General features: G+C 71.8%; 19 protein-coding genes. 6 read left to right on the forward strand and 13 right to left on the reverse strand.

All coding sequences use genetic code 11. The annotated features are described in order from the left end of the window. Positions 1 to 10 precede the first annotated feature (10 nt). From hisF to hisD, 8 genes are read right to left on the reverse strand one after another with little or no spacing between them, the layout of a single operon-like run. Complete coding sequence (gene hisF, locus AC27LF_RS16535; protein ID WP_479657660.1) at positions 11 to 766, reverse strand: imidazole glycerol phosphate synthase subunit HisF; 756 nt, start codon at positions 764 to 766, stop codon at positions 11 to 13. Beyond that, positions 763 to 1194, reverse strand: a complete 432-nt coding sequence (locus AC27LF_RS16540; protein WP_479657661.1) for a RidA family protein — start codon at positions 1192 to 1194, stop codon at positions 763 to 765. Before AC27LF_RS16540 ends, hisF begins: the two co-directional genes overlap by 4 nt. Further along, the gene (gene priA, locus AC27LF_RS16545; protein WP_479657662.1) at positions 1191 to 1916 is read right to left on the reverse strand and encodes a bifunctional 1-(5-phosphoribosyl)-5-((5-phosphoribosylamino)methylideneamino)imidazole-4-carboxamide isomerase/phosphoribosylanthranilate isomerase PriA; all 726 of its coding nucleotides are present in this window, start codon (positions 1914 to 1916) and stop codon (positions 1191 to 1193) included. Before priA ends, AC27LF_RS16540 begins: the two co-directional genes overlap by 4 nt. After that, positions 1913 to 2554, reverse strand: coding sequence for an imidazole glycerol phosphate synthase subunit HisH (gene hisH, locus AC27LF_RS16550; RefSeq protein WP_479657663.1), 642 nt, complete (start codon positions 2552 to 2554; stop codon positions 1913 to 1915). Before hisH ends, priA begins: the two co-directional genes overlap by 4 nt. Then, positions 2551 to 2715, reverse strand: a complete 165-nt coding sequence (locus tag AC27LF_RS16555) for a hypothetical protein (protein WP_351735472.1) — start codon at positions 2713 to 2715, stop codon at positions 2551 to 2553. The genes hisH and AC27LF_RS16555 overlap by 4 nt, the downstream gene beginning before the upstream one ends. A gap of 3 nt (positions 2716 to 2718) precedes the next feature. Continuing rightward, complete coding sequence (hisB, locus tag AC27LF_RS16560; RefSeq protein WP_479657664.1) at positions 2719 to 3321, reverse strand: imidazoleglycerol-phosphate dehydratase HisB; 603 nt, start codon at positions 3319 to 3321, stop codon at positions 2719 to 2721. Further along, positions 3318 to 4427, reverse strand: coding sequence for a histidinol-phosphate transaminase (locus tag AC27LF_RS16565; protein ID WP_479657665.1), 1110 nt, complete (start codon positions 4425 to 4427; stop codon positions 3318 to 3320). Before AC27LF_RS16565 ends, hisB begins: the two co-directional genes overlap by 4 nt. Then, the gene (gene hisD / locus AC27LF_RS16570) at positions 4424 to 5749 is read right to left on the reverse strand and encodes a histidinol dehydrogenase (protein ID WP_479657666.1); all 1326 of its coding nucleotides are present in this window, start codon (positions 5747 to 5749) and stop codon (positions 4424 to 4426) included. Before hisD ends, AC27LF_RS16565 begins: the two co-directional genes overlap by 4 nt. Before the next feature lie 227 nt (positions 5750 to 5976). On the opposite strand from hisD, the gene AC27LF_RS16575 reads away from it, so the two are divergent. The 4 genes from AC27LF_RS16575 to ybaK all read left to right on the forward strand — a co-directional run bounded on the left by AC27LF_RS16575 (position 5977) and on the right by ybaK (position 10280). Further along, the gene (locus AC27LF_RS16575; protein ID WP_479657667.1) at positions 5977 to 7551 is read left to right on the forward strand and encodes an oxidoreductase; all 1575 of its coding nucleotides are present in this window, start codon (positions 5977 to 5979) and stop codon (positions 7549 to 7551) included. A 391-nt stretch (positions 7552 to 7942) separates the two neighbouring features. Then, on the forward strand, positions 7943 to 8965 hold the full coding sequence (locus tag AC27LF_RS16580) for a hypothetical protein (protein WP_479657668.1): 1023 nt from the start codon (positions 7943 to 7945) through the stop codon (positions 8963 to 8965). Positions 8966 to 9010: 45 nt separating this feature from the next. Then, entirely contained in the window at positions 9011 to 9751 is a 741-nt protein-coding gene (locus AC27LF_RS16585; protein WP_479657669.1) for an LON peptidase substrate-binding domain-containing protein, read from the forward strand. Between the two features lie 13 nt (positions 9752 to 9764). Further along, positions 9765 to 10280 (forward strand): Cys-tRNA(Pro) deacylase, encoded by a 516-nt coding sequence (gene ybaK, locus AC27LF_RS16590; RefSeq protein ID WP_479657670.1) that lies wholly within the window; start codon positions 9765 to 9767, stop codon positions 10278 to 10280. A gap of 221 nt (positions 10281 to 10501) precedes the next feature. Here ybaK and AC27LF_RS16595 read toward each other — a convergent pair whose 3' ends face one another. The 4 genes from AC27LF_RS16595 to AC27LF_RS16610 all read right to left on the reverse strand — a co-directional run bounded on the left by AC27LF_RS16595 (position 10502) and on the right by AC27LF_RS16610 (position 14450). Beyond that, positions 10502 to 11170, reverse strand: coding sequence for an AAA family ATPase (locus AC27LF_RS16595; protein WP_479657671.1), 669 nt, complete (start codon positions 11168 to 11170; stop codon positions 10502 to 10504). Between the two features lie 34 nt (positions 11171 to 11204). Beyond that, positions 11205 to 12011, reverse strand: a complete 807-nt coding sequence (locus AC27LF_RS16600; RefSeq protein ID WP_479657719.1) for an ABC transporter permease — start codon at positions 12009 to 12011, stop codon at positions 11205 to 11207. 139 nt (positions 12012 to 12150) lie between these two features. Next, entirely contained in the window at positions 12151 to 13125 is a 975-nt protein-coding gene (locus tag AC27LF_RS16605) for an ABC transporter ATP-binding protein (protein ID WP_479657720.1), read from the reverse strand. A 56-nt stretch (positions 13126 to 13181) separates the two neighbouring features. Further along, complete coding sequence (locus tag AC27LF_RS16610; RefSeq protein ID WP_479657672.1) at positions 13182 to 14450, reverse strand: NYN domain-containing protein; 1269 nt, start codon at positions 14448 to 14450, stop codon at positions 13182 to 13184. A 224-nt stretch (positions 14451 to 14674) separates the two neighbouring features. On the opposite strand from AC27LF_RS16610, the gene AC27LF_RS16615 reads away from it, so the two are divergent. Beyond that, positions 14675 to 14854 (forward strand): hypothetical protein, encoded by a 180-nt coding sequence (locus AC27LF_RS16615; RefSeq protein ID WP_479657673.1) that lies wholly within the window; start codon positions 14675 to 14677, stop codon positions 14852 to 14854. A 138-nt stretch (positions 14855 to 14992) separates the two neighbouring features. Here the strand turns inward: AC27LF_RS16615 and dnaE are convergent, their stop codons facing one another. Further along, the gene (gene dnaE / locus AC27LF_RS16620; RefSeq protein WP_479657674.1) at positions 14993 to 18532 is read right to left on the reverse strand and encodes a DNA polymerase III subunit alpha; all 3540 of its coding nucleotides are present in this window, start codon (positions 18530 to 18532) and stop codon (positions 14993 to 14995) included. Positions 18533 to 18757: 225 nt separating this feature from the next. On the opposite strand from dnaE, the gene AC27LF_RS16625 reads away from it, so the two are divergent. After that, the gene (locus tag AC27LF_RS16625) at positions 18758 to 20107 is read left to right on the forward strand and encodes a DUF2252 domain-containing protein (RefSeq protein ID WP_479657675.1); all 1350 of its coding nucleotides are present in this window, start codon (positions 18758 to 18760) and stop codon (positions 20105 to 20107) included. The last annotated feature ends 4 nt before the right edge of the window (positions 20108 to 20111 follow it).

Raw genomic sequence — 20111 nt, forward strand, 5'->3', positions numbered from 1 at the left:
CGGCGGAGCGTCAGCGGACTGGGTGGCCTGCTTTTTGGAGGGCTTGTTTGACCTGGGCGATGCGGAGGTCGCCGAAGTGGAAGACGGAGGCCGCGAGGACCGCGTCGGCGCCGGAGGCGACGGCCGGCGCGAAGTCCGCCAGCTTGCCCGCGCCGCCGGAGGCGATGACCGGCACGGTGACGTGCTTGCGTACGGCCGCGATCATCTCCAGGTCGTAGCCGTCCTTCGTGCCGTCCGCGTCCATGGAGTTGAGCAGGATCTCCCCCGCGCCCAGCTCGGCGGCCCGGTGCGCCCATTCGACGGCGTCGATGCCGGTGCCGCGGCGCCCGCCGTGGGTGGTGACCTCGAAGCCGCCCGCCGGGGCGCGGCGCGCGTCGACGGAGAGGACCAGCACCTGGCGCCCGAACCGCTCGGCGATCTCGCGGATCAGCTCGGGGCGCGCGATCGCCGCGGTGTTCACGCCCACCTTGTCGGCGCCCGCCCGCAGCAGCTTGTCCACGTCCTCGGCGGTGCGCACGCCGCCGCCGACCGTGAGCGGGATGAACACCTGCTCGGCGGTGCGGCGCACCACGTCGTGCGTCGTCTCCCGGTTGCCCGAGGAGGCGGTGATGTCCAGGAAGGTCAGCTCGTCGGCGCCCTCGGCGTCGTACACCTTGGCCATCTCGACGGGGTCGCCCGCGTCGCGCAGGTTCTGGAAGTTGACGCCCTTGACGACCCGGCCGTTGTCCACGTCCAGGCAGGGGATGACTCGGACCGCCAGGGTCATGAATCCACGGCTCCTCTTGCTGCTTGTTGCCCATGGTGGCCCCGGAAAGCCTCCAGTTCCACTTCGACCAGGATGCGCGGGTCGACGAAGCCCGCCACGACCAGCAGGGTCGAGGCCGGGCGCACGGAGTCGAACAGTTCCTTGTGGGCGCGGCCCACCTCGTCGACGTCGCGCGAATGGGTGAGGTACATCCGGGTCCTGATCACCGAGGCGGGCCCAAGACCGAACTCGGCGATCGCCTCCAGCGCGCTGGTGAAGGCCACCTTCGCCTGCTCGTAGGGGTCGCCCTCCCCGTGCAGCACCGGGCCCTTGAAGGCCGTGGTGCCCGCCACCAGCACGCGGTCGCCCGCCGCGACGGCGCGTGCGAAGCCGAAGCTCTCTTCCCAGGGACTTCCGCTCTGTGCGCGCCGCACGGCTTCGGACGTCATGACGACACAGCCTCCAGGGCCTCTTCGAGGGTGAACGCCTTCGCGTACAGGGCCTTCCCGACGATGGCGCCCTCGACACCGAGGGGCACCAGCTGGGCGATGGCCCGCAGGTCGTCCAGCGAGGACACGCCTCCGGAGGCCACGACCGGGCGGTCGGTGGCCGCGCAGACGTTCTTCAGCAGTTCCAGGTTCGGGCCCTGCAGCGTGCCGTCCTTGGCGATGTCGGTGACGACGTAGCGGGCGCAGCCCTCCTTGTCGAGGCGTGCCAGCGTCTCGTAGAGGTCGCCGCCGTCCCGGGTCCAGCCGCGCCCGCGCAGCGTGGTGCCGCGGACGTCCAGGCCGACCGCGATCCGGTCGCCGTGCTCGGCGATCACCCCGGCGACCCATGCGGGGCTCTCCAGGGCGGCGGTGCCGAGGTTCACCCGGGTGCAGCCGGTGGCGAGGGCGGCGGCGAGGGTGGCGTCGTCCCGGATGCCGCCGGACAGTTCCACCTTGATGTCCATGGCGCCCGCGACCTCGGCGATCAGCGCACGGTTGTCACCGGTGCCGAACGCGGCGTCCAGGTCGACCAGGTGCAGCCACTCGGCGCCCGAGCGCTGCCAGGCGAGGGCGGCCTCCAGCGGGGAGCCGTACGAGGTCTCGGTCCCTGACTCGCCGTGCACGAGGCGGACCGCCTGGCCGTCCCGGACGTCGACGGCGGGAAGGAGTTCGAGCTTGCTCACAGTGTTCCGATCCAGTTGGTGAGGAGCTGGGCTCCGGCGTCGCCGGACTTCTCGGGGTGGAACTGCGTCGCCCACAGGGCGCCGTTCTCGACGGCCGCAACGAACGGCTTGCCGTGCGCCGACCAGGTCACCTTGGGGGCGTGCAGCCGGGTGTCGCGCGTCTGCAGGGTCCACTCGTGGACGGCGTAGGAGTGCACGAAGTAGAAGCGGGCGTCCGCGTCCAGGCCGGCGAACAGCTCGGAGCCGGGCGGCACGGTCACGGTGTTCCAGCCCATGTGCGGCACGACCTCCGCCTGAAGCGGCTCGACGGAGCCGGGCCACTCGTCAAGGCCCTCGGTCTCCACGCCGTGCTCGATGCCGCGCGCGAACAGGATCTGCATGCCGACGCAGATGCCCAGCACCGGGCGCCCGCCGGACAGCCTGCGGTCGATCACCCAGTCGCCGCGGGCGGCGCGCAGCCCCCGCATGCAGGCGGCGAAGGCGCCGACGCCGGGCACCAGCAGGCCGTCCGCGTTCATCGCCCTGTCGAAGTCACGGGTGATCTCGACGTCGGCTCCCGCGCGGGCGAGGGCGCGCTCGGCGGAGCGCACGTTGCCGAAGCCGTAGTCGAAGACGACGACCTTGCGGGCTGCGCTCAATTCCACACCTCCAGCCGCAGCACGCCGGCGACCAGGCACATCGCGGCGCCGATGGACACCAGCACGATCAGGCTGGCGGGCATCTTCTGCTTGACGAAGGAGATGATGCCGCCGACGAGGAACAGGCCGACGACGATCAGCAGGGTGGACAGTCCGTTCATGGTCTACAGGGCACCCTTCGTGGACGGGAGGATGCCGGCGGCGCGCGGATCCCGCTCGCTCGCGTAGCGCAGGGCCCGTGCCAGCGCCTTGAACTGGCACTCCACGATGTGGTGCGCGTTGCGCCCGTAGGGCACGTGCACGTGCAGCGCGATCTGCGCCTGGGCGACGAAGGACTCCAGGATGTGCCGGGTCATCGTGGTGTCGTACTCGCCGATCATCGGCGCCATGTTCTCGGGCTCGGTGTGCACCAGGTAGGGGCGGCCGGAGAGGTCGACGGTGACCTGGGCGAGGGATTCGTCCAGCGGGACCGTGCAGTTGCCGAAGCGGTAGATGCCCACCTTGTCGCCGAGCGCCCGCTTGAACGCGGCGCCGAGCGCGAGGGCGGTGTCCTCGATGGTGTGGTGGGAGTCGATGTGCAGGTCGCCGTCGGTCTTCACGGTCAGGTCGAACAGTCCGTGCCGTCCGAGCTGGTCGAGCATGTGGTCGTAGAAGCCGACGCCGGTGGCGATGTCGGTGCGCCCGGTGCCGTCGAGACCGATCTCGACCAGGACCGAGGTCTCCTTGGTGGTGCGTTCGACGCGTCCGACGCGCCCTTCGCGGTTCATGAACTCTGCTCCTTCTTCAACTCACGTACCGCGTCGAGGAACGCGTCGTTCTCCTGAGGGGTTCCGGCGGACACCCGCAGCCATCCCGGTACGCCGTTGTCCCGGACCAGGACGCCCCGGTCGAGGATCCGCTGCCAGGCCATGTGCGCGTCGGAGAACCGCCCGAACTGCACGAAGTTCGCGTCGGACTCCGTGACGGCGTAGCCGATGGCGCGCAGTTCGCGCACCAGCCGGTCCCGCTCGTCCTTCAGCCGCTCGACGTACTTCAGCAGCGTGTCGGTGTGTTCCAGGGCGGCCAGCGCGGTCGCCTGGGTGATCGCCGACAGGTGGTACGGCAGCCGGACGAGTTGGACGGCGTCCACCACCGCCGGGTGCGCGGCCAGGTAGCCGAGCCGCAGCCCGGCCGCGCCGAACGCCTTGGACATGGTCCGCGAGACGACCAGGTGCGGCCGGCCCGCGAGCAGCGGCAGCAGCGAGTCGCCGTGGCTGAACTCGATGTACGCCTCGTCCACGATCACCATGGACGGCTTGGCCGCCTGCGCCGCGTCGTACAGCGCGCGGACCGTCTCGGGCGGAACCGCGTTGCCGGTGGGGTTGTTGGGGGTGGTGATGAAGACGACGTCCGGGCGGTGCTCGGCGATCGCCCGCTCGGCGGCGGTGAGGTCGATCGTGAAGTCCTCGGTGCGGGGGCCGGAGATCCAGCCCGTGCCGGTGCCGCGTGCGATGAGCGAGTGCATCGAGTAGGACGGCTCGAAGCCGATCGCCGTGCGCCCGGGGCCGCCGAAGGTCTGCAACAGCTGCTGGATGACCTCGTTGGAGCCGTTGGCCGCCCAGACGTTCTCGATGCCGAGCGGGTATCCACCGGTCCGCGTCAGGTACTTGGCCAGCTCCGTGCGCAGTTGGACCGCGTCCCGGTCGGGGTAGCGGTTCAGGTCGCGGGCCGCGGCGCGCACCCGCTCGGCGATCCGCTCGACCAGCGGCTCGGGCAGCGGGTATGGGTTCTCGTTCGTGTTCAGCCGTACGGGGACGTCCAACTGGGGCGCGCCATAGGGGGACTTGCCGCGCAGCTCGTCCCGTACGGGGAGATCGTCGATTCCGGGGTTCACTTGCTCGTCGGTACCTTCCAGCCGAACCTCGCCTTGACGGCCGCGCCGTGCGCGGGCAGGTCCTCCGCCTCCGCCAGGGTGACCACGTGGTGTGCGACCTCGGCCAGCGCGTCCCTGGTGTAGTCGACGATGTGGATGCCGCGCAGGAAGGACTGGACGGACAGGCCGGAGGAGTGGCAGGCGCAGCCTCCGGTCGGCAGGACGTGGTTGGATCCGGCCGCGTAGTCGCCCAGGGACACCGGCGCCCAGGGGCCGATGAAGATCGCGCCGGCGTTCTTGACCCGGTCGGCGACGGCGGCGGCGTCGGCAGTCTGGATCTCCAGGTGCTCGGCGCCGTACGCGTCGACCACCCGAAGGCCCTCCTCGACGCCGTCGACCAGCACGATCGCGGACTGCTTGCCGCCGAGCGCCGGGGCGATCCGGTCGTCGACGTGCTTGGTGGCCGCGACCTGCGGCGCCAGTTCCTTGTCCACGGCGTCGGCCAGCTCGACCGAGTCGGTGACCAGCACGGCCGCGGCCAGCGGGTCGTGCTCGGCCTGGCTGATCAGGTCCGCCGCCACGTGCACCGGGTCGGCGGTGTCGTCCGCGAGGATCGCGATCTCGGTGGGCCCGGCCTCGGCGTCGATGCCGATCCGGCCGGTGAAGAACCGCTTGGCGGCGGCGACCCAGATGTTGCCGGGGCCGGTGACCATGTTCACGGGGGCGCAGGACTCGGTGCCGTAGGCGAACATCGCGACCGCGGTCGCGCCGCCCGCCGCGTACACCTCGTCGACGCCGAGCAGCGCGCAGGCGGCCAGGATCGTCGGGTGCGGCAGCCCGCCGAACTCCGCCTGGGCCGGGGAGGCGAGGGCGATCGAGGCGACGCCCGCCTCCTGCGCGGGCACCGCGTTCATGATCACGGAGGACGGGTAGACCGAGCGTCCGCCCGGCGCGTACAGCCCGACCCGTTCGACCGGCACCCACTTCTCGGTCACCGACCCGCCGGGCACGACCTGGGTCGTGTGCGTCGTACGGCGCTGCTCACGGTGGACGAGGCGGGCGCGGCGGATCGACTCCTGAAGGGCCGCGCGGACCGCCGGGTCGAGGGCCGCGAGCGCGTCCGCGAGGGCCGTGGCCGGCACGCGGACGGATTCCAGCCGTACCCCGTCGAACCGCTCCGCGAAGTCGATCAGCGCCGCGTCCCCGCGATGATGCACGGCTTCGCAGATCGGGCGCACCTTCTCCAGTGCGGCCTGAACGTCGAAGTCGGCTCGGGGCAGCAGGTCGCGCAGGGCGGGGCCCTCGGGAAGGGCGTCGCCGCGCAGATCGATTCGGGAGATCACAGGCTCAATTCTCGCAGACCGGGGTGACGGGTGGTGCGCGCGTATCAATGGCTGATACAGAACTCGCCCGGAAGCCGGAAGATCCTCTTCACCTACGGCGTTCGGCGCGTCACACAGCGGGCATGACCGGTGGTACACGGCGGGGTGGACCCGCGCGTGACCGCGAACACGACCGCGGACATGATCGTGAGCATGACCGTAAATCCGTAAAGGAGGAGGGAACAGCGGTGAGCGAGGGGACCGGCCTGCGCGCCGGGGACGTGCCCGACGAGCTGACCGCCGCCGAGGCCGGGATGTGGCAGGCGTTCCGCAACGGCAGCGTCTACGACCTGAGCAGCGGGGACGGCGTCGTCGACGATCCGCACGGCGGGCACCCCTGGGGGCCCGAGCGCAGCGTGCGGGCCCGCATCATCGCCTGGCTGCTGCTCGACGGGCCGCCCGCGCTGGCGGGCCGGGTGTCGTCCCTGAAGCTGGCCGGGCTGCGGATCATCGGCACCCTGGACCTGGCGGGCGGCACGGTCACGCCGTACGTCGAGATGAAGGGCTGCCGGTTCGAGCGGGACGTGCTGCTGCCGGAGGCCCGGTTCACGACCGTACGGCTGGTGGACTGCTCGGTGCCGCGCCTGGAGGCGGCCCGCGTGCACACGGAGGGCGATCTGCATCTGCCGCGCTGCCGGTTCCACAACGGGGTCCGGCTGACCGACGCGCACATCGGCACGGACCTGCTGCTCAACCAGGCCGTCGTCTACCGGGACCGGACGGGCCGCTCGATCGCCGCGGACGGCCTGACCGTCGGGCAGGACCTCCAGGCGGAGTTGCTTGAGTCGCACGGCGAGCTGCGGCTGCGCAGCGCCCAGGTCGGCGTGTCGCTGAGCCTGCGCGGCGCGCGGCTGGCCAACCCGTACACCCGCCTCGCCCTGAACGCGCCCCAGCTGACCGTGGAACGCACCCTGTACCTGACCCCGGCCGGCCTGGGCAACCCGCTGCTGAGCGGCACCACGCCCGCCCGTGGCACCCGGATCCAGCGGTTCGAGTGCCAGGGCGGGGTACGGCTCGACGACGGGCGGTTCGGGGACGCGGTCGACCTGGAAGGGGCCCGGTTCGTCTTCACCGACGAGCAGGAGCTGTCGCTGCGCCGGGTGCAGACGCCCGAGCTGCGCTTCCTCGGGGAGCGGCCGGAGCACGGCAAGGTGGTGCTGTCCGGTGCGCGGGTGGTCACCCTGGTGGACCGGGCGGGCAGCTGGCCGGGGCCGGGCAATCTGCACATGGGCGGCTTCGGCTACGAGACCCTGGTGCCGCGGGGCCCGTTCCCGCTGACCCGGCGGCTGGAGTGGGTGGCGGCGGCGACCGCCGAGTACAACCCGGAGCCGTACGAGCGGCTGGCCGCGGTGCTGCGCGGCGCCGGCGAGGACGAGGACGCGCGCGAGGTGCTGCTCGCCAAGCAGCGCAGGCGCCGGGAGACGCTGCCGCTGGCCGGCAAGCTGTGGGGGTACGCCCAGGACTGGACGGTCGCCTACGGGTACCGGCCGGGCCGGGCCGCCGTGTGGATGGCGGTGCTGTGGGCGGCGGGCGCGTTCGCCTTCGCGCACACCACCCTGGAGCCGATGAACTCGGGGCATCCCGGCTGGAGCCCGGCCCTGTTCGCCCTGGACCTGCTGCTGCCGGTGATCGACCTGGGGCAGGCGAGCCAGTGGCAGCTGCGCGGCGGCTGGCAGTGGCTGGCCGCGGCGATGGTCCTGCTGGGCTGGATCCTGGCGACCACGGTGGCGGCGGGGGCTACGCGGCTGCTCCGCCGGGGGTAGCGGGTAGCTCCGCTGGTTGGGCCGTTGTAGGTCGTGAGTTGGCTGCGGGTAGCTCCGCTGGCTGGGCCGTGGGGGTCGTGTGTTGGCTGCGGGTGTGTGGGGGCTGGGCGCGCAGTTCCCCGCGCCCCTGCGGGGCGCAGGTCGTGGGGCGGCTGCGGGTGCGTAGGGGCTGGGCCGTGGGGGTCGTGAGTTGGCTGCGGGTGCGTGGGGGCTGGGCGCGCAGTTCCCCGCGCCCCTGCGGGGGGCTGGTCGCGCTGCGTTCGGGGGGCTGTGTCAGAAGGGGGCAAGCGTTGCCTTTTACCCTCACTTGACCCGGGGGCGTACAACTTTCCGTGGGTTGTGTGAAGCCCCTGGCGCCGCCTCGACCTGCGGACTTTCAATGGTCGACACCATGGCTCTGCTGCGCGCGCTGCTCCGTTCCGCACGGAGGTCCCGAACCGCCTCGCGCCACGGCGACGCACCGTCGGCCGACGACGAGGTGCTGCTCGACGCGCCCGACGAGCGGCTGGCCCCCGCGCTGGTCGCGGCCGGCCGGGGCGAGTACGAGCCCGCGGCGAAGCTGCTCGCCACCACCCGCGACGCCGCCGAGTGGGAGGACCGCGACCGCTACGTACGGCGCCTGGCCGCCTTCGCCCGCTCCCGCCCCGAGTGGGCCGAGCAGTGGCACGCCGGCGCCCCCGGCGACCCGGACGCCCTGCTGCTGCGCGCCCAGCTCGCGGTGGACCGGTGCTGGGACTCCCCCGCACGGGCCGAACTGCTGCACGGGGTGTGCCCGCTGGTCGCCGCCGCCACCGAGGCCGATCCCGGCGACCCGGTGCCGTGGCGGATCGCGCTGGACCACGCGCGCGGCGCCCGCGCCGGTCACACCGGTTTCGAGCGCCTGTGGACGGAGGCGGTCCGCCGCTCCCCGCACCACTACGGCTGCCACGTGGCCGCCCTGCGCTACCTCGCCGCCACCTGGCACGGCTCGCACGGGGAATGCCTCGACTTCGCCGAGTCGGCCGCCCAGGACGCGCCGCCCGGCGCGCTCGTCCAGGCACTCCCGGCGCACGCGGCCCTCGTCTGCCTCGGCCCGGGCGCCGGAGTGCCCCCGGAGCGTCTGGACGCCGCCGCGGACCGGGCGATCGCGCTCTCCGCCCGGTATCCGGCGGCCGACCCGTGGCCGGCCGAGGTGCGCAATCTCCTGGCGTACGTCCTGGTGTGCCTGGACCGCGGGGCGGACGCCCTGGACCAGTTCCGCCTGATCGGCCCGTACGTCACGTCCTTCCCCTGGGACCGGGTGTCGGACGACCCGCTGGGGCTGTTCCTGCGGCTGCGTGAGGAGCTTCCCGCGGGGGCCGGCCAGCCCACCCGGGACGGCCTGATCCCCTCTCCCCGGCGGCCTCGCAGCGGGTCCCCGACGACCACGGAGTGAGCACGGCGGACATGCCGCCTCCGGTGACCATTAGGCTGTGACGCCGTGACCACCGTCCGTCTCCCCCTCTTCCCGCTGAACTCGGTACTGTTCCCGGGGCTCGTGCTGCCCCTGAACATCTTCGAGGAGCGCTATCGCGCCATGATGCGCGAGCTGCTGAAGACCGCCGAGGACGAGCCGCGCCGGTTCGCCGTCGTGGCGATCCGCGACGGCCACGAGGTGGCGCCCAGCGCACCGGGCATGCCGGACCCCACGGCGGTGCCCGAGCGCGGCCCGGCCGCCGGTTTCGGCGCCGACCCGGTCCGGGCCTTCCACGGCGTGGGCTGTGTGGCGGACGCCGCGACGATCCGGGAACGCTCGGGGGGCACCTTCGAAGTGCTGGCGACCGGGACGCGGCGGGTGCGGCTGCTGTCGGTGGACGCGTCGGGGCCGTTCCTGACCGCCGAGCTGGAGGAGCTGCCCGAGGTGCCGGGCGACGGCGCGGGCGCCCTGGCGGAGGGAGTGCTGCGGGCGTTCCGGCAGTACCAGAAGCGGCTGGCGGGGGCCCGGGAGCGGTCCTTGTCGACGGGCTCCGACCTGCCCGACGAGCCGTCGGTGGTCTCCTATCTCGTGGCGGCGGCGATGATGCTGGACACCCCGACGAAGCAGCGTCTGCTCCAGGCCCCGGACACCGCCTCCCGGCTGCGGGACGAGCTGAAACTCCTTCGCGCGGAGACGGCCATCATCCGTAATCTGCCGTCCTTGCCGGCGTCGGACCTGACGCGCGGCCCGACCAGCCTGAACTGAGACCCACAAGCCGATGGCGAAGACGCCGAAGAAGCAGCAGAAGCAGAAGAAGCAGCAGGGCGGCACCCCGGCGACGGTGGCGCTCACCGCCGCGGGCGTGGCCTTCACGGTCCACTCCTACGAGCACGACCCGGCCCATCCCTCCTACGGCGAGGAGGCGGCCGAGGCGATGGGCGTCTGCCCCGACCGCGTCTTCAAGACCCTGGTCGCGGACGTCGACGGCGCGCTGACCGTGGCGGTCGTCCCGGTGGCGGGCTCCCTCGACCTCAAGGAGCTGGCGTCGGCGGTGGGCGGCAAGCGCGCGGTGATGGCCGATCCGGCGCTGGCCGAACGCACCACGGGCTACGTCCGCGGCGGCATCTCCCCGCTCGGCCAGCGCAAGCAGCTCCGTACGGTCCTCGACGAGTCGGCGTCCGCCCACGCCACGATCTGTGTCTCGGCGGGCCGCCGCGGCCTGGAGGTCGAGCTGTCCCCCGACGATCTGGCCGCGCTCACCGACGCGGTCCGCGCGCCCATCGGGCGTGCGTGACCCCTCGACGGGCGCCGTCTCCTCGGTTAAGCAGAGGAGACATGTCGAAGAAGACCAGAAAACGCAGGTGGCGCACCAAGAAGCGGCGCGCCAACCACGGAAGCCGCCCGGCATAGCCCGCCCACACACCACACAACCCGGCCGGCACACACAGCCCCGCCTCCGGCCACCCGCCCCGACCCGGCCCAGGACCCGGGTCACATGCCCGGTGCGGGGCGTGTCTAGGCCGGGGGTGCCGTGTACGGGGCGTGGCGGGGGTCCGGGCTCTGCTGGTAGGGGTCGGGGTCGCGGGGGCCGAAGAGGGCTGTCAGGCCGAGGTGTATCACCAGCGCGGCGACCGGCCAGGCGAGCAGCACTCCCAGCGCGCCCAGCTTCAGCGGGGCCGGGAAGGTCACGCCCTTGCCGACGGACTTCGCGTGGGCGATCACGTCCTGGGTGGGCCCGAGCCACACCCCGAGCCGCCACGCCAGCAGCGATCCGAGCAGTCCGCCGACGGCCAGCCCCACCACGAGCGGTATTCCGCCGCGCCGTCGCGCCAGGAAGACGACGACCGCGCTGACCACGCCGAAGGCCAGGGCCAGCAGCGTGAACGTGCCGTCGACGCCGATCGCCTGCTCCCCCTCGCTGTCCTTCAGGTAGACCACCCAGTTCTTGCCCACCTGGTCCCCGACCAGCGGCACATGCGGGGCCAGCCACCACCACAGCAGGCCGAGCAGCACCCCGCAGAGCGCCACGGCGACGGTGACCACCACGGCCTCGCGCACTTCGGACTTCATTCCGGGACCGTCCTGTTCGTACGCGCCGCCCACCGCACCGTCGGGCGGCGCCTGCCAGACCTGGTGCGGGGACTGGTCGGGGGGCGGCGGAGGCGGAGTCAGCGGTGCGGTCACCCTGACATCGTGCCAGGCCGGCCTGTGCGGCGCGTCATCGGACGGCGGCCCGGCGGTACGCCCAGGTCGCCACGGCCAGTGACATCACCCCGACCCCGGCGCACACGCCCAGGTCAGCGAGGACGAGGGCCCAGTCGGGGCGGTCCCCGAAGGTCCGCGCATACGCTTCGACGCCGTAGGTGGACGGCAGCAGATCGCGGGCCAGCCGGACGATCTCCGGCATCCGGTCCGGCGGCAGCACGCCCAGCAGCAGAGCCGCCGACATGCCCAACTGTCCGAGCAGGGTGGCCAGTTCGGGGCGCGGCGCGAGCAGTCCGCAGGCCGCGCCGAGCCCGGCGAGCGCGGCTCCGGCGAGCGGGATCACCGCGAGCAGGATCCACAGGTTCGTCAGCGGCAGCCCGAACAGCAGGCAGCCGAACACGGCGGTCACCAGGGTCCCCGGCACGGTGAAGGACGCGTACGCGGCCGCCGCGCCCAGTACCACCGCCGCGGGCGGCACCGGCAGCGTGGCGTAGTGGTCGAGCCCACCGCTGGCCCGTAGCTGCCCGAAGTACTGGGCGAGCAGGTTGAGCGCCACATAGGCGACGACCACGATCGACGAACCGGCCACCACGGACTGCGCCTCGCCGCGGGTGTCCACCACCCCCCGCATCATGATCATGATGCCGACCGACTGGAAGGTCGCGACGAACAGCAGCGGGATCCGCGCCACCCGGGCCCGGGACAGCTGGGCCCGGTAGACGGCCATCAGCGACGGCCACAGCCGCGCGCGCGGTCCGAGCCGGGCCGGGCCGCCGGCCGTGTCCGCCACGGTCGGGGCCCTGCCCGCCGGCACCTTCACGGGTGTGACGCTCACGTCGTACTGCTCCTCTTCCCTGCGACGCCCGGTTCCCCCACGGCGGCCGGGCCGTCCCACGGGGACGGTACGGACGCGACGGCCCCGGCGCTCATCGTGCGCGCCACGCTCCTCGGGGTCCCGGTCATGCCTTCACCAGCCCCTGCCGCGCGGCGCCGCCCAGCGCCAGGTAGACGTCCTCCAGGCTGGGCGTGGCGAGGGTGAAGTCGTCCAGGGCGGCGAAGGCGGCCCCGCCGGTGACCGTGGCGACGACCGCCCTGGCCTCCTCGGGCCCCAGGCGCAGCGTCCAGCGGCGGCCGGACTCCACGGCCTGGTCCCGCAGCACGGCGACCTCGGGCACCTCCAGCGGCGCCCGCTCCCGCCACACCAGCTCCACCCGCACCTCGCCTGCCACCCGCTCCTTGAGTCCGGCGGGGGTGTCGCAGGCGATGACCCGGCCCCGGTCGAGGACGGCGACCCGGTCGAGGACGGTCTCGGCCTCGATGACGTTGTGGGTGACCAGCAGCACGGTCGTGCCGTGCTCGGCGCGCCGCCGGTCGACGGCCGCCCACACCGCGCGCCGGGCCACCGGGTCCATGCCGGTGGTCGGCTCGTCGAGGACGAGCAGCGGGCGCTCGCCGACCAGCGCGGCGGCGAAGCAGGCGAGCCGCCGCTGCCCGCCGGACAGCTTCTTCAGGGCCCGCCCGGCGATCGGGGCGAGCCCCAGTTCGTCCAGTACGGCGTCCCGCTCGGCGCGGGCCTGGCGTACGTCGAGGCCGCGCAGCCGCCCGGTGGTCTCGGCGGCCAGGGACACGGTCAGCTCGTCGAGGGCGGTGGACTCCTGGCCGAGGTAGGCGAGGATGCGGGCGGCCCGCTCGGGGTGGCGCACGATGTCATGGCCCAGGATCTCGACGCCGCCGTGATCCGGCCTGAGCAGCCCGGTCACCTGCCGCACCAGGGTGGACTTGCCGGCCCCGTTCGGCCCGAGCAGTCCGAAGATCTCGCCGCGCCGGACGTCCAGGTCCACCGCGTCGGTGGCGCGCACCTCGGGCGTGCCGGCGGCGCCGCGCCGTCCGCGCACCGCCGGATAGGTCTTGGTCAGTCCGCGCACCGCGCACACGACGTCATCCCGGTGCCGAGGTGCCTGTGCCGCGCGCGTCATCACAAGGGACGAGCCTAAGGGGTGCGCGGCGCCCGCTCTGCGTTGGGGGCCGTCGGCTCGGCCCGCTCCGCGCCGGGGCCGTGCTCGGCGGCGGTGCGGACGTCGATCTCCCGCCAGAACCCCGCCCGGATGGCGTAACGGTCGTGCTCGTCGATCTGGTCGTCCTTGTGGGCGAGGAGCCCGAAGCGGGCGGCGTACCTCAGCAGCTCGCCGTCGATGCGGTGCGGGACCCGCGGGTACATGCCGGACAGCTTCTGCAGATGGCCGGTGTCACCGAGGCGGGACATCCAGCGCCGGGCGAAGACCTGCCCGACCTCGTAGGGGTCGCCGCCGACCGTGGTGATGTCCTCCTCCCGGTCGGCCCAGCGCTGCTCGGCCGTGGTCAGCTGCGCCAGCGTCGGCATGGAGGCGGCGTCGGGGGACTCGGCCGGGAGGCCGGGCCGGTCCACCCAGCCCTTGTCGGAGGACCAGCGCAGGGTCGCGGTCGCGGGGTGCTGGACGGCCTGGGCGCCGGGGGCGCGCAGCGCGGCGAGGTCCTTGGGGGTGGGTACGCCCTTGGGCGCGGGCACCCGTTCCTGCGCGCCGTCCTGCGCCGACCCGGCCGCCGGCGCACGCTCGGCGTCCTCGGCGGCGGGCGGTTCGGCGGCGGTCAGCGCCGACTCGGGCAGCGGCGCGGAGAGGATCGCGGCGATCTCGGGCCGGGGCGCGGGCGGCGGTGCGCAGATGCCGGTGAGTTCCTTGGCGCGTACGGCCTTGGTGATCCACGTACGGTCCAGGACGCGCCGCTCGTCGGCCTCGGCGACCAGGTCCTCGGACTGGTTGTAGTCGCCGTCGGCGGCCTGTACGGCCCACAGGTGGACGGCGACGCCGTGCTCCTTGGCGGCCATCATGCCCGGCAGCAGGTCGCCGTCGCCGGTGACCAGGACGACGTCGGAGCAGGCGCGGTTGCGGGCCAGTTCGGTCAGCTCGGCGTGCATGGCCGCGTCCACGCCCTTCTGCGCCCAGCGTCCGTCGCTGCGGGTCAGGGCGCCGAGCCGGACGGTGACGCGGGGCATCACGCGCAGCCGGCGGTGTTCGGGCTGCGGGACCCGGTCGGGGGCGCCGTCGAACCAGTAGATGCGCAGCAACGGCCGTTCCGTGTCGGCCTCGGCGCGTTCGCGCAGCGCCTGGATGAGCGCGGCGTGGTCGACGGTGATGCGGGAGCGGGAGGGCTCACCGGCGAGGAGACTGGCGGCGGCCCCCAGCAGATACCCAGCGTCCACCAGGACGATGCAGCGGTCCACGCGACTCACCCTCTTCCCGGGAGGTTTGCTTCAGGCTGTGCTTCGAGTCTGCCCGACCACGCGAGGGTTAACGGCTCGAACTCGATCTTCGGCGTGGCGTATCCGGGTTGTTTGTCCCGACCTGCCCTGTCACGCACGGTAATTATCCGAAATGCGACTGTTGTCAGCCTATGTGAATCTGATGGCGGCCCTGACCCCTAGTTCCCCACAGGAGGCAGATCACCATGGCCAAGAACAAGAACCGCAAGCAGGCCGCCCCGCAGAACCGCGCCGCGCAGACCGAGCAGGCCCGGCAGCAGTCGCCGCGGACGACGACGGAGTCCCACGAGGCGTCGATGGCGCACGCCCAGGGCGGCCCGGCGGATGGTGCCCGTAAGCAGAAGAAGAGCTTCGGCCACAACTGACGCGCGCCGGCTCGGACTCGCGACGGCCCGACGGGGCCTTCGCGACCCAGGCACACGAGGGGCGCACCCTGCACGGGTGCGCCCCTCGTCGGCGGTACGGGCCGCCGGGCCCGCCGCGCGGTCGGCCGCGGCGGGAGGTCAGCCGGCCAGGCAGGACGGGCCGAGCAGCACCTTCAAGTCGCCGAACAGCGCCGGATCCGGCTTCACCCGGTGCCGGTCGAGCCGCAGCACCGTCGTCTTGCGCGGGCCCTGGAGCCTGATCCGGACCTCGCTGTCGCCCCTGTGGTGGCTCAGGATCTCGCCGAGGCGGCTGACCATCGGCGGGGTCACCTTGAGCGCCGGGATGGTGAGCACCACGGGCGCGTTGGTGCCCGCGTTGGACAGGTCCGGGACCATCAGCTCCATCGCGACGAGCCGCGGCACGTCCTCGCGCTTGTCGAGCCGGCCCTTGACGAACACCACGGCGTCCTCGACGAGTTGGGTCGACACCAGTTGGTACGTGGCCGGGAAGAACATGCACTCGATGGAGCCCGCCAGATCCTCCACCGTGGCGATCGCCCAGGCGTTGCCCTGCTTGGTCATCTTGCGCTGCAGGCCCGAGATGATGCCGCCGATGGTGACGACCGCGCCGTCCGCGTGCTCGCCCCCGGTGAGCTGGGCGATGCCCGCGTCGGCCTTGTCGGACAGCACGTGCTCCAGGCCGAAGAGCGGGTGGTCGGATACGTACAGACCCAGCATCTCCCGCTCCTGGGCGAGCAGATAGGTCTTCTCCCACTCCTCGGTGGTGAACTCCACGTCGAGGCCGAAGCCGGGCTCGCTCCCGGTGTCCTCGCCCATCCCGCCGAAGAGGTCGAACTGGCCCTCGGCCTCCTTGCGCTTGACCGCGACCACATTGTCGATCATCGGCTCGTACTGCGCGGTGAGGCCCTTGCGGGTGTGGCCCATCGTGTCGAAGGCGCCCGCCTTGATGAGCGATTCCGTGGTGCGCTTGTTGCACACCACCGCGTCGACCTTGTCGAGGTAGTCGGGGAAGGAGGCGTACTTCCCCTTCGCCTTGCGGCACTTGATGATCGACTCGACCACGTTCGTGCCGACGTTGCGCACCGCGGAGAGGCCGAAGAGGATCACGTCGTCGCCCTGCGCGGCGAAGTTCGACTCGGACTCGTTGACGTTCGGCGGGAGCACCTTGATGCCCATGCGGCGGCACTCGTTGAGGTAGACCGCCGACTTGTCCTTGTCGTCCTTGACGGAGGTCAGCAGCGCGGCCATGTACTCGGCCGGATAGTTCGCCTTGAGGTACGCGGTCCAGTACGACACCAGTCCGTACGCGGCCGAGTGCGCCTTGTTGAACGCGTAGCCGGCGAACGGGACCAGCACGTCCCACAGGGCCTGGATGGCCTCGTCGCTGTAGTCGTTCTTGCGGGCGCCGGCCTGGAAGATGGTGAAGTTCTTCGCCAGTTCCTCGGGCTTCTTCTTGCCCATGACACGGCGGAGGATGTCGGCCTCGCCGAGCGAGTAGCCCGCGATGATCTGGGCGGCCTTCTGCACCTGCTCCTGGTAGACGATCAGGCCGTAGGTGACGTCCAGGACCTCCTTGAGGGGTTCCTCAAGCTCCGGGTGGATCGGCGTGATCTCCTGCTGGCCGTTCTTGCGCAGCGCGTAGTTGGTGTGCGAGTTCATGCCCATCGGGCCCGGCCGGTACAGGGCGGACACGGCGGAGATGTCTTCGAAGTTGTCCGGCTTCATCAGGCGCAGCAGCGAGCGCATCGGGCCGCCGTCGAACTGGAAGACGCCGAGGGTGTCGCCGCGCTGGAGCAGGTCGAAGGTCGTCGGGTCGTCGAGCGGGAGGCCGAGGAGGTCGATGTCGACGCCCTTGTTGGCCTTCACCATCTTGACCGCGTCGTCCATGATCGTGAGGTTGCGCAGGCCCAGGAAGTCCATCTTCAGCAGGCCCAGCGACTCACAGCTCGGGTAGTCCCACTGCGTGATGGTCACACCGTCCGTGTGCCGCACCCACACCGGGACGTGCTCGGTGATGGTCTCGCTGGACATGATCACGCCGGCGGCGTGCACGCCCATCTGCCGCACCAGGCCCTCCACACCGCGCGCGGTGTCGATGACCTTCTTCACGTCCGGCTCGTTCTCGTACATCCCGCGGACCTCGCCGGCCTCCGAGTAGCGGGGGTGCTGCGGGTCGGTGATGCCGGACAGCGGGATGCCCTTGCCGAGGACGTCGGCGGGCATGGCCTTGGTGATCCGGTCGCCCATCGCGTACGGGTAGCCGAGCACGCGCGCGGAGTCCTTGATCGCGTTCTTGGCCTTGATGGTGCCGTAGGTGCCGATCATGGCGACCTTGTCGGCGCCGTACTTCTCCGTCACGTACCTGATCACCTCGACGCGCCGACGCTCGTCGAAGTCGATGTCGACGTCGGGCATCGAGATGCGCTCGGGGTTGAGGAACCGCTCGAAGATCAGGCCGTGCGGGATCGGGTCGAGGTCGGTGATGCCGAGGGCGTACGCGACGATGGAACCGGCCGCCGAGCCGCGGCCGGGGCCGACCGCGATGTCGTTGTTCTTGGCCCACATGATGAAGTCGGCGACCACGAGGAAGTAGCCCGGGAACCCCATCTGGATGATGACGTCCATCTCGTACTCGGCCTGCTTCTGGCGGTCCTCGGGGACGCCGCCGGGGAAGCGGCGCGCCATGCCGCGGCGGACCTCCTCCTGGAACCAGGTGACCTCGGTGTAGCCCTCGGGGATGTCGAATTTGGGCATGAGGTCGCGCTTTTCGAACATGCCCGTGGTGTCGATCTGCTCGGCCACCAGCAGCGTGTTGCGGCAGCCCTCCTGCCAGGCGTCCGAGGAGTCGATGGCGTACATCTCGTCCGTGGACTTCAGGTAGTAGCCGGTGCCGTCGAACTTGAAGCGGTCGGGGTCGGAGAGGTTCTTGCCGGTCTGGATGCACAGCAGCGCGTCGTGGGCGGTCGCCTCGTGCGCGTACGTGTAGTGCGAGTCGTTGGTGACCAGCGGGGGGATGCCGAGCTTCTTGCCGATCTCCAGGAGGCCGTCGCGGACCCGGCGCTCGATGTCGATGCCGTGGTCCATCAGCTCCAGGAAGTAGCGGTCCTTGCCGAAGATCTCCTGGTACTCGGCGGCCGACTTCAGCGCCTCGTCGTACTGGCCGAGGCGCAGCCGGGTCTGGAGTTCGCCGGACGGACAGCCGGTGGAGGCGATCAGGCCCTCCGACCACTGGGCGATGGTCTCCTTGTCCATGCGGGGCCACTTCTGCAGCCAGCCCTCCGCGTACGCGTCCGAGGAGAGCCGGAAGAGGTTGTGCAGGCCCGTCTTGTTCGCCGCCCAGATCGTCTTGTGGGTGTAACCGCCGGAACCGGAGACGTCGTCCCGCTTCTGGTGCGGCTGACCCCACTGGATCTTGCGCTTGTTGCGCCGTGACTCCGGGGCGACGTACGCCTCGATGCCGATGATCGGGGTGACCCCGGCCTTCTTCGCGGAGTGGAAGAAGTCGTACGCCCCGTGGAGGTTGCCGTGGTCGGACATGGCGATGTGGGTCATGCCCATCTCATTGCAGGCGTTGAACATGTCCTTGAGCCGCGCGGCACCGTCCAGCAGCGAGTACTGGGTGTGGACGTGCAGGTGCGTGAAGGGCGGCTTCGACACGGTTTCGGCCTCCAAAGGAAACAATCGTCGACGATCTTCCGATCGGCTGCGGACGGTCCGGGGGGACAGCGTCGAAGTCTATGCCTCGGCACTGACACCCGGCGGGCTGCCCCGCGTACCTTCATCCCGAGAGCACGGGCACTCCCCCGACCCGTCGCACGTTGCCGGGAGGGAGGAAGATCCGCCCCCATGTCACGCACCATCCGCACCAGGAGGCACCCAGCGATGTCGGTCCCCCAGCTCAACGACGAGCAGCGCGGCGAGGAGATCCTCGCCGTCTTCGACACCGCCTTCGGCGAGCTGCTGGCCGCCGACCCGGCCGCGTTCCGCGTGAAGTTCCGGAAGATGGCGGCCTCGGCGTTCGCGTTCTACCGGGGCACGGCGTGCCTCTTCTACCACGACCTCGACGCCGAGTACGCCGAGCGGGGTGCCGGACGGATACTCGCCGGGCCGTACCTGGACGAGCGCACCTCGCGCGTGTGGATCCACGGCGACCTGCACGCGGAGAACTTCGGCACCTACATGGACTCCAACGGCCGCCTGGTCTTCAACGTCAACGACTTCGACGAGGCGTACGTCGGCCCATTCACCTGGGACCTGAAGCGCTTCTCCGCCTCCATCGCCCTCATCGGGTACGCGAAGGCGCTGAGCGACGAGCAGATCACCGACCTGGTCGCCGTGTACGCGTCCGCCTACCGCGAGCGCGTCCACGCCCTGGCCACCGGCGCCAAGCGCGACGAGGTGCCGCCCTTCACGCTGGACACGGCGCAGGGTCCGCTGCTGGACGCGCTGCGTGACGCGCGCTCGCTGACCCGCTTCGGACTGCTGGACTCGATGACCGAGATCCGCGACTTCGAGCGCCGCTTCGCGCCCGGCGGCGGATCCATCGAACTGGACGCGGCGACCCGTTACAAGGTGCTCGCCGCCTTCGACGGCTATCTGGAGACGCTGCCGGAGTCCTCGCTGGAGCGCCCGGACTCCTACCGCGTGAAGGACGTCGTGGGGCGGCGCGGCATCGGCATCGGCTCGGCCGGGCTGCCGTCGTACAACATCCTCCTGGAGGGCAACAGCGACGCCCTGGAGAACGACGTCGTGATCTACATCAAGCAGGCCCAGACCCCGGCCGTCTCCCGGCATGTCACCGACCCGGCGATCCGCGACTACTTCCAGCACGAGGGCCACCGCACGGTCATCTCCCAGCGTGCGCTGCAGGCGCACGCCGATCCGTGGCTGGGCTGGACCGAGCTGGACGGCGCGGGCCAGCTGGTCGCCGAGGTCTCGCCGTACGCCGTGGACCTGGACTGGGGCGACATCGACGACCTGGAGGAGATCGCCTCCGTCGTCGCCGACCTGGGCCGGGCCACCGCGACGATGCACGCCGCGGCGGACGACACCTCCGGCGAGTCCCTGGTGCCGTTCTCCACGGAGCGGGCCATCGACGCGGCGATCGCCGCCGACGAGGACGGCTTCTCCGCGCTGCTGACCGACTTCGCCCACCGCTACGGCGCACGCGCGCGTGCCGACCACCAGATCTTCGTCGACCTGTTCCGCAACGGCCGGATCCCGGGGCTGTGACCAG

This window comes from Streptomyces diversicolor (assembly GCF_057537855.1).